The 9924-nt window shown below is 40.1% G+C and carries 6 protein-coding genes; all 6 read left to right on the top strand.

What is annotated here, in order from left to right:
- The first annotated feature begins 276 nt into the window (after window positions 1-276).
- Genes E4680_RS12570 through E4680_RS12545 form a run of 6 tightly spaced genes read left to right on the top strand, consistent with a single transcriptional unit; the run spans window position 277 to window position 9923 of the window.
- Entirely contained in the window at window positions 277-3432 is a 3156-nt protein-coding gene (locus E4680_RS12570) for a beta propeller repeat protein (RefSeq protein WP_135282769.1), read from the top strand.
- Window position 3433: 1 nt separating this feature from the next.
- Complete coding sequence (locus tag E4680_RS12565) at window positions 3434-3757, top strand: hypothetical protein (protein ID WP_135282768.1); 324 nt, start codon at window positions 3434-3436, stop codon at window positions 3755-3757.
- Window positions 3758-3759: 2 nt separating this feature from the next.
- A complete protein-coding gene (locus tag E4680_RS12560) occupies window positions 3760-5214 on the top strand; it encodes a coiled-coil domain-containing protein (protein ID WP_135282767.1) in 1455 nt (484 codons plus the stop codon).
- 1 nt (window position 5215) lies between these two features.
- Window positions 5216-7996: a hypothetical protein gene (locus tag E4680_RS12555; protein WP_135282766.1), complete on the top strand. Its 2781-nt coding sequence runs from the start codon at window positions 5216-5218 to the stop codon at window positions 7994-7996.
- 3 nt (window positions 7997-7999) lie between these two features.
- On the top strand, window positions 8000-8347 hold the full coding sequence (locus E4680_RS12550) for a hypothetical protein (protein ID WP_135282765.1): 348 nt from the start codon (window positions 8000-8002) through the stop codon (window positions 8345-8347).
- Window positions 8348-8354: 7 nt separating this feature from the next.
- On the top strand, window positions 8355-9923 hold the full coding sequence (locus tag E4680_RS12545; protein WP_135282764.1) for a hypothetical protein: 1569 nt from the start codon (window positions 8355-8357) through the stop codon (window positions 9921-9923).
- Window position 9924: the final 1 nt, after the last annotated feature.

The raw sequence follows: 9924 nt of genomic DNA, 5'->3' as shown, positions 1-9924 counted from the left end.
ACTAAGGTAAGAGAAGGCACTAACCATATCCAAGACAGGTGGATATCTGATTTTATTGATGTACTGAATCCAGGTTCCGATAAAAAGCTAAGTTCTGAGCTGTTTATATCGGACCATGATCCAAAAAGACATGCAAGGTCTTGGACTAAAGCTCCTATAGGGGCTTCTTACGGCAGTGACATACCTGAAGTAGAATCACCTACCCTACACCCGTACCAGACACCTAATTCCCATATTATTCAGGTTGTTCAGAGGTTTAGTTCTCCTAGCGAAGACATGCCTATTTACACCTTAGGACTAGTAGATACCTCTACATTGCTTGTGGATACTGTAGCGTACTTAGAAAGCCCTTGGGTATTTTTATCAACAGAGACTTTGGACCTTTACTATCGAATACAACTTACCTTCGGTGACTATCAAAATTTTGCCTCTGAAGACTACCAACTTAACGCTATAGAAGCTCTGTCTCTCGCTACTTTCATGTACGATGGAAGCGAGTTCCCTATCTCGTTTGAATTCATTGCAAGAAGTTATCAAAGCCCTCTATGGAATTACCGGCAACTAAATTCTTTAGATATACCTGCCGGTAATGGTTGGCCTTCGGACAGCTATCTTATGGATGTGTCTTTACAAACAGATAGTGACTTCTTCAAGCAGAAAGTCTCCTACTCACTAAGTACAGCCAGCGGCAAAGGGCATTTGGTAGGAGCAATATCTACTCCAGGCAGGGAAAAAATTCTTATCGACAAGGTTCTTCCTGCTAACGAAAGCCCTTTGCAGTCTGTATTCGGACATAATGAAGCCTCCACTACTCCTTTTTATGATTCAGCTACACCTTCAACGAGTGTAGGTACTTTACAGTTTGATGCCTCTTCGTGGGATAGAGAAGGTCTGCCTAGTTATTTTAGGGTAGATATAACAACTCAAGGAGTTGTTGGTGCAGGTAAGTATAAATTCCGTAAATGTCCTACACTAGGCTTTGATGGCAATACATGGAAATCACAAAACTTAATTTTACTTTTTAGCGGTAATCTGAATTCACACGTCAGTAAGCAGCCTATATCTCAGTACGATTGGAAAGCATCTTCAGAGCTAATTAGCAACGAACATTACTTGAAATCACTCCCTGTACCTTATAAAGACAACCTGATTGTGATGGTCAATAAAACCAATTTTACAATTATGGATTACTGGAAAGGACAATCTGTATTTGACATGGACAATACTACGTTGTTAGGTTCAGAGACTTCTCCACGATTCTTAGCTTCCGATATAAGCCAAGTAGCTATCGATGATTCGGATAATATCTACATAGCCTGTAGAGATACTGGGATATACAAAATTGATTCTTCATTAGACTCAGAGTCCGTAGGAACCCTTACAGTGATCGATAGCGGTAACTCAGGGCTATCCGGTGTCTTAGGTGCTAAAGGCGTGTGTATATCCTCTAGCGGTCGAATATGGACATTCTGGGATCATGCAACACAACCTACCCTTTACTACTCTGATGATGGCGGTGTTAGCTGGTATAACTCAGGTATGGTTGATCCCGTAACATCTAGTCAGCCAGAAGATGTTATCAACGTGTTTGTAGATTCTAGCGATCCTAGCGGGAAACTGGCTATTTTGTACTACAGTACTTCACCAGGAGGTACTCATAGGCTTACTGCAATCAGGTGGTGGGATCAAACCTCTCAAACCTACTACCAAGGACCGAACTGTATTTATGCAAAAAAGGATACAGTTAACGTTAGTCAATCTCCTGCAACGGGTATTGACTGGAATATGAAATTTTCACACGCTGTTACTTGCTCTCCTGACGGACATTGGAGAATTAAAAATACTTACCAATACCCTCTCGATACGTTGAGGTGGTACAAAGCACAGTTCGGATCTTCTACTCTGGATGATGTTCCGTTGGCTACTAGCGACCATGTAGGTGCCTGTCCTGGTATATGGATATCGAGAGAGTCAGACGGTGTGTATGGGCTATTCACCCTCAGCCAGGATGGGCATGATGCAAACCTGTTCGTGGTATTTAATGACGATACCGTACATCAAGTTACTTGTAGGGTGTACGGTTCCCCTGGTCTTACTGAAGGATATCTGGGGGATGGTTTATGGATTCGTGATAATCTCAATGGTTCGTTTATGATAGCCCACCAACTCCCCTTAAATCTTAGCGATAATGAATTCACTAACCACCCTGACCTTATGCAAGAAATATTTCCTGAATACGGGTGGAACGGAAGCCAGTGGGTTAAAGGATTTTCTGGAGAAAAAACTATCCATGCAGCACAAGAAGAATTAGTAGACGGTGTTACAGTAGGATTTAATGACAACCTCGGCATGGATGAGTTCCAGTCTACAGACCATTTCACAACCATTGTATGTAATGGTATTTCTGATGATAAGTACACAACGTTTGAAACGGAAAGAGGTATGTACTTCAAACCGTCAAGGGAAGAGACAGATATAACAAATGCTAGTCTTACATTATCTAACCACTTAACAGGGTACTCTCCTTCTCAGAACTCTGACTTTCAACCTTCTTTAGATATTAGTTGCCCTTCTGAGGGTAACTTATCTTTCACTGACGGCACACCTATAACGTCTACCTTCACTTCAGGGGCTAAGTCTGCTAATCCTGTAATTCAGGTGAATTCGAGTTATTCCAGCGAATTTCCTAACAACTGTAAAGTAAGAGACTTAGGTATTTTAGACGCGGTAGGTTGGGTGGAAACTAGGCTATACCGCAGTAATTCTGATCCTATGGAATTGTATTTTGGTATAACTGAAAGTGGTAATCTACAACCCACTTACGACCCTAGCGGCATTGATTACGCTATACACGTAACAACCGTAGAGTACGGAGCTTCTGATGGATTTATTAGTGTAAGAGCTTTATGTAAGAATCTTGACGAAAAAGCAACTCTAACAGCATTACCTTTTGACATATACAACACCCTCACCATAGGTATAGCAATACACCAAGATGGTCTGGTGTCATATTGGTACAGGTACTTGGGTAATATCTGGAAACAGCTTTACAAGACAACTGCACAAGACAGTAATGGAGTAGCAAACACTGGCCAAGACTATTATTTAGATATTGCTTCCGTATCCTATACAGGTACTAAAGCCGAAAATACAAAGTACCACTACGTAAATCCACTTGAAGACTACTACGCTTTTCTCGGCAATGGTACAGATACAGGGCTATTCTCTAACGACTTCTACGCTGTCGATCCTGAATCTACAGAAATAACAATTGATGGCTCTCTAGCTACTCCTATAGCAACTAATGATGCGCTTACTCCCCTAAATCCGGGAGAGTACAGTCTCTTCCCTTTTTCTGGTGCTGTAAGGCTTCATGCTAGCGACGCAAGTAAACCTTTAACTGCTAAGTACATAACCATAACGGATAGCTAGTATGCTAATTAAGGACAGAAATTTGGCTGTGAAATGGGATATTGAACCTACTAACATCCCTTATTCACACTCTGATTTTGATGTTGTCATTAAGTATCCCAACAAGGATGTACAGTATGTGGAAAGTGCAATACAGCAAATAGATTTTATACAACCTACCTCAACGGAAAAAGGAAGTGTTTCCTACACACTTAACCTATCCGAAGAAGGAACTTGGAAAGTTGCTTTGACTGTTGGTGATAGCAATAACAGTTCTTTGTATAGTGAATATGTATTTAGAGTGTCTTCACCCACAGAATATGTATATAAACAAATTGAGATTTAGACATGGCTGACATTGATTTAGACAGCATTACTAATGCTACGACTGCTTCTAACGGTACTGGTGTATTTGATAAGCTTATGGGTAGCGTAGAGCTTCATATAGAGTCTTTATTCGCTAAGGGTAGGATATCAGGGCAAGACTACGCTAACGTCTATCTAAGCTCATTACAGGCTGTTTTACAGCAATCCATCCAGTTTAGCCTTGCTGAACAAAGAGCGGATAAAGAAGCAGACCTTATTAATGAGCAGATAAAATCAGAAGTAAAAAGCAATCAGGAAGGTGGAATACTTGATCTTGAAAAAGAAAAATTACAGAAATCCATTGATCTTCTTAATTCCCAGATAGCAGTAGAGTATGAAAAAGTACAGTCATCCAAACAAGATACTATTCGTAGAAATGACCTTAACGACAAACAGATAGATAAGCTTGAATCAGAAATTGCACTAACAGAAACTCAAGACTCTGAACTAACCAGTAACGGAGTTGTGGACAGGGACTATAAAAATACGCAAATTGGTAAGTTAGAAGAAGAAACCTTGCTGATCACTGCTCAAAAAGACGAAGTAGCCCCTAACGCTGCTAGTGAAAGAGCTTTACGTACTATCCAAATAACTAAGACAGAAGAAGAAATTGACCTTCTTCAAAGCCAAGATTCAGAGTTACTACTTAACGGAGTTAAAGATAGGGCTTTGAAGGATGCTCAGGTAGCTAAAATACAAGAAGAAACTGCTCTTGTAGTTACTCAAGAAAGCGAACTGTCTGCTAATGGGACATCCGAAAGGGCACTAAGAACTGCACAGATCGATAAAGTAACTGAAGAAATTGACTTATTGCAAAGTCAGGATTCCGAACTACTTCTTAACGGTGTTGAAGATAGAAAAATTAAATTGGCTCAGGAAGAAAAAATTCGTAAAGAGAGGGAATTAGTACAAGCCCAAACCGCTGAAGTAGCTGCTAACGCTAGCAGTGAGAGAGGTCTAACAGATGCTAAAACTGCCCTAACTAATGCCCAAATAACTAAAACAGAAGAAGAGATCGACTTATTACAAAGTCAAGATGCAGAATTGCTTCTTAGTGGTCCTGTGGAAAGAGGTCTTAAAGCTGCTCAAGAAGCTAAGGTAGACGAGGAAAGAGCTTTGATACAGGCTCAGAAAAATGAAGTAGCTGCTAATGCAGCCAGCGAAAGAGACCTTAAAGGAGCACAGGAGTCTAAAATAGGATCAGAACAGACGGATAAACGTAACGAATCTATTGAACGGGTTAAGCTGATACAGGCACAGACTACAGGTTTTAAATCAGATGCTAAACAGAAAATGCTTAACGCTATGCTAGACACCCTTAACGCTCAAATGGCCACCGGAGGGGATGTTATTTCTTCCGATCTTGCTGTCAACTCCAGTATTAAAGCAGTAGCTAACGATATTCTGACAGACTGGGGCGAAGCAGGGTATATCTAATATGCCTGTCTGGGGTGATGAAAAGGTAAGTATAAACAAGACTTCTACTCCTATTCTGCAAGAAGAGAGTAGTCAGAATATTAGGAAGACTGTTAGTGGTAATGCCTTGCTTAGAAAATTAAGCAGTGATTCTGACAAGCCTCTATATAAGTACCTAATAGAAGAGTCTTATATGAAAAAAGGACAACTAAAGTCCTACTATAACTACGGTAAAAGCGGGTACTATCTGGGCCTTCCTCAAGGGACTTGTTTAGGTGTTAACCACAACATACCTGCGATAAGAAACGCTATACACGATGATCTAGGTCTTAATTCAAGTACTGTAGTAGAGGTTGAAGCTAAGTCAGGAGTAGGGATTGAGCTAGGATGGAAGTACTTATTACAGTCTTCTCCTTGGAACTATAAGCCTCACAGCAACACCTTAACGTATAACGGTAAAGATGATTGGAATATTCTGTCTATAGGTCAGGATAGTGATACTGACGAATTCGGTACTACTCACTGGCATACTCTCAACTTAAGAAGAGCCTCTAAGAACGTCCTATACTCTCTTAGAGGTCCTAGACAGGTTATGAAGGGTTCTACAGTTCCTTTCACTGTCTATTGCAACCACATCATGCCAGAAGGTATCCATACAACTGTAAACATGGCGTATTCAGGCAGTGCTTCTGCAAACACTCCACATTCCAGTGTTATGCCTCAATTAAGTTCAAGTACAGAACTTAACATAGAATTCACACCTTCAGTGGTTTACAGCGGTGAAAGGCATTTCACAATATCTATTGACAGTATTACGGATGATGAAAACTATTTTGCTAGTACAGAAGTATATCAAAATAGTGGTTCTCGTACTGTCACTGTAAGGGATAATAACCCTATACCAGGCCATATAGCAGTACTTAAGATAAGTGGTCAGGAAGTACAGGAAGAAGGACTTGAAGAGATAGTAATACCTATTACGTTATCGGACAACGTAGGTAGTTCTTTTACTATTGATTATAGCTCACTTCAGGCTGTTCCAGGGCACTCACCCGTACCACCTACTGCTTTTTACAACACATCGGGTACTTTAACCTTTCAAGGAAATAAGGATGAGGTGCAGTACATCACAATCGGCTGGGTAGGTGATGTACTTGATTACGAATACATAGAGCTTACTCTGGAACTAACCAACTGCTCTAGGTCAGATATTACCTATTTTGATGATACTGTGTTTTCTGTTGTAGCAGATACAGGACCGTATATACCTATAGTAGAAGAGCCTGAAGAGTTGGCACCACAAATAAACTTAGGTACTGGAGGATCATTTGATTTTAATGCAGACTACGTAGTGGTTAGATTCCATGAAGGGGATGCTGATCATAATCCTGAACTTTGGTATTACTGGTTCTACAAGGTAAGTACAGGAACTTACCCAGATGTAGTACCTACGTACTCTTTACGTAATATAGATGACATGTACCCAATAGGTGTTATAAGAAAACATAAAGAGTTTGTTGATACTGATAAAGAAAGTACAGAATATACCTCATGCAGAACTTTACTTAACAGATTATTGATTGACTTGGACCTTGTAATAGAAGGTGTTAAAGAACAGGAAGGCTATGAAGAACTGGATGACTTATTTACGATTATTGCAGTAACGCCTTCTGACGATAGTCCTCTAGTTTCCAAGTTACTTTTTAAATATTTTCAGCACATTATAGAGGAACTTAACCCTGCCTCTATAGACGAACAATACAAAATTACCTTTACCTCACAAGACTTGGAAACAGTCGTAGTATGGAATGAGCACACTATCGAATATGGAATTATTGAACATGGAACTATAGATTCGATAGGGACGTACAGTCATGAAATAGAGACAGTATTTGAAGGATACGAAGAAAACTTAATGGAAGAATTTGGGTACTCTGATGTACCTATTTACGGAGACTGGCTAGTTATTCGTTATCAGAAATCGGCAACAACTCAGGATGTTGTTAGGATCAAAAACCTGAATACGGTATCCAGAATTTCTTACGGTAATCATACGTACTATACAACACACGGTCTGGTAGAGAGGACAGTAGCTTTTGTTCCTATACACGGACCTCAGAACATGAGCCTTCCTCTGTTTGAAAGTATTGTAACGGACAATTTTAACTATAAAGAACAGATGGAGCTTTATCAGCACATAGCTAGGATAGATGCTCATTCTATACAGATAACTTATCTTACATGGTTTCAAGAACATGGTCCTTTCATCATTAAAGCAATATCTATCATTTCTTTAGTGTACTCGTTAGGAACTTCTGCTGCTGCTAACAGTCTGTGGAGCTTTTTTATAGACCTGATAGTAAATACAGTTATTCTTAAAGTTGTAACCGTTGTAGTTAAAGAGACAGGTAATGAGGTTCTAGGAGCTATTGTAGGGACTGTGCTTGCGTTAGTTGCTTCTTCCTATGGTTATGGCAGCAATCTTGAAATAGGCACGGCAGAGACTCTTACAGAGACCGTTACGTATTTCTCCAACATATCCTCATCGGTCCAGCAAGGGACTATAGCAATTGAACAACAAAAGCTAGAAGAAGAAATAAAGGAGATGGAAGACCTTGAGAATACTTTGCAGGAATTAGAAAAGAATGACATAGACTTGTCTGAACACCTTCTTCTTACCCCTGACACTGTTATTACTTTAGGTAGGGATATACAATACAACTATGACATTATGTTATCGACTGGTACTGTAAACAGGCTGGTCAGTAACTTTTTTGAAAATGCATTAAATTTAAAGGTGTAAACTATGACCGTATCACTGCTCGATCTACTCAGGAACAACTACGTAACCAAGGAACCTGGTATTGATATCAATCCTAAACCTAAACCTGAAGGTTATTCATTCTTAGGGGGAAACACAGGTAAGTTTCTTGGTGGAGAAACTGGCGCACATAATCTTGGTATATCTATGGGTCTTGCCAATGCTGGACTAGGTCTCTACGATACTCTGGCTAACTGGGGAAATGCTGCTGATCAAATTAAAGCAACTACCAGTCTCGCTAAAGCAAGAGCTGATGATATTCGTTCCAATATGAATATTAGAGATGCTCGTCACAGACAAGCTAGACAAAACATTCTCTACAATTCTCGATAGGTGATCTATGTCTTTTCAGAATACTAACAGTTCTTTAAATTCTTTATTTTCCGGTATGAACGCCAATGAGTCTGCAAAACAGGCAAGGCTAGATAGAGAATGGAGAAAGGGTGCTAATCAACGTGTGATTGATCTGGAAAGACTTCGACAGGAACAAGAAGCGGATACATCCAGACGGGACCAGGAATTATTCGACTCTATCTTTAGGGATACCCAAGACCATTTCAAAGGCCGATTCAATTTTTCTCCTGAAACTCTAGACCATGTTAAGAGTAAAGTTACAGGCTCAGAGGAAGATTTGGCTAGGTATCTTCAAGCACGGAGAGAAGAGTTTTCCTCAAGACTTCCTAGCTACGTGTCCAGAAACGATTTCACAAATCACATAATGAGACAGGCTAGGTTACAGGGTTTGGATTCAAAGTTCGATGCTATTAACAGAAACATCACATCCCTTTATGGTCCTCAAAAGGACAATGAGCTTATTAAGATCATGCTAGAGGCTGAACCTAAGTCTTCTTCGCTTTTAGCTGCTCATACCGGACTTGCCAAGAAATCTTCTTCAGGCTCTTCAAGCCCTAAAGTAGGGGATTTTATAAAGTCTGATAAGTACGTTCAGGAAATGATTGACAACCTCTATCCTAAGATGGGTTCTAAAGGGTGGTTTGGTGGACTAAAAGAAAGTATTACGGGAGACAACAAGCTGTACAGGGATGCTCTCAACAATTTTACAGTACGTGCAACAGCACAAGGCGTAGAAGCGCCTTATGTTATTGCAGCACTACGTTCTGTTATAGACAACAACAGCACTCCTTTCGATTTAGCTAAAGCTACTGGCGATCAAGTTGGGCATATCGTTAACATCGCTAAAAGTATTAAAGGACAAGGCAGCGGTGGTGGAGGAGGTTCTTCATACAGTCAATCAGATATTAATAAGATCTTTGCTGAATCAGAGCGAGCTTTAGCTAAACGTCGAGCAGAAATCCTTAGCCCTAGTACGTCTGTGCTAACTCCTCAGCAGAGAATAAGTTTACTCCTGGACCCTGACAAACTAGCTGAATTCAATCTTTCGTTAGCTGCCTCTGTAGGTAAAAATCAGGGAAAAGGTACACCTCCTCGGCGTAACAACACACCTAAAAACACAGAAGAGCAGGGTGATATAGAGGAAATTATTGAACAGGAACTTAGTAAAACTCCTCTTGCAGACTTTGATAGGGCAACTAATCTTAATTTCATTAACGCAATAGAAGACCCTATACAGTACAGGAGTGTCTCAGGATCAGGAAGCGGTAGAAATGGTGGAAGTCGTAGGAACTTAGTTGAAGAACTTTCACTTGTTCCTAGAAAGGAGTTCGATTCCGTTGAAGAATACCTCCGTCAGGTAGAAAATGGAAAAAGAAGGGGAACTGGCAATATTGAACGTGAGAGTGGGTATGACGAGCTATCCGAACAGTATGTAGGTAGGCGATTAACTGAGCTGCTACAAGCTATTAATAACCCTAGTAACAGAAAAGAAAGAAGAGACCTTGAGAAGAACAAACAACTCCTGGAACTACTTTTAAAAGAACTTGAAGAATAAA

It is taken from the genome of Candidatus Macondimonas diazotrophica, from assembly GCF_004684205.1.
Taxonomy (GTDB): domain Bacteria; phylum Pseudomonadota; class Gammaproteobacteria; order UBA5335; family UBA5335; genus Macondimonas; species Macondimonas diazotrophica.
The sequence above is the reverse complement of the archived record's forward strand: the minus strand, read 5'-3'. Positions and strand labels throughout refer to the sequence as shown.

Excerpts from the sequence above, each read along its gene's own strand:
- E4680_RS12560 (WP_135282767.1), top strand. The coding sequence starts at position 3,760 with ATGGCTGACATTGATTTAGACAGCATTACTAATGCTACGACTGCTTCT.
- E4680_RS12570 (WP_135282769.1), top strand. The coding sequence starts at position 277 with ATGCCTATTTACACCTTAGGACTAGTAGATACCTCTACATTGCTTGTG.
- E4680_RS12550 (WP_135282765.1), top strand. The coding sequence starts at position 8,000 with ATGACCGTATCACTGCTCGATCTACTCAGGAACAACTACGTAACCAAG.
- E4680_RS12565 (WP_135282768.1), top strand. The coding sequence starts at position 3,434 with ATGCTAATTAAGGACAGAAATTTGGCTGTGAAATGGGATATTGAACCT.
- E4680_RS12545 (WP_135282764.1), top strand. The coding sequence starts at position 8,355 with ATGTCTTTTCAGAATACTAACAGTTCTTTAAATTCTTTATTTTCCGGT.
- E4680_RS12555 (WP_135282766.1), top strand. The coding sequence starts at position 5,216 with ATGCCTGTCTGGGGTGATGAAAAGGTAAGTATAAACAAGACTTCTACT.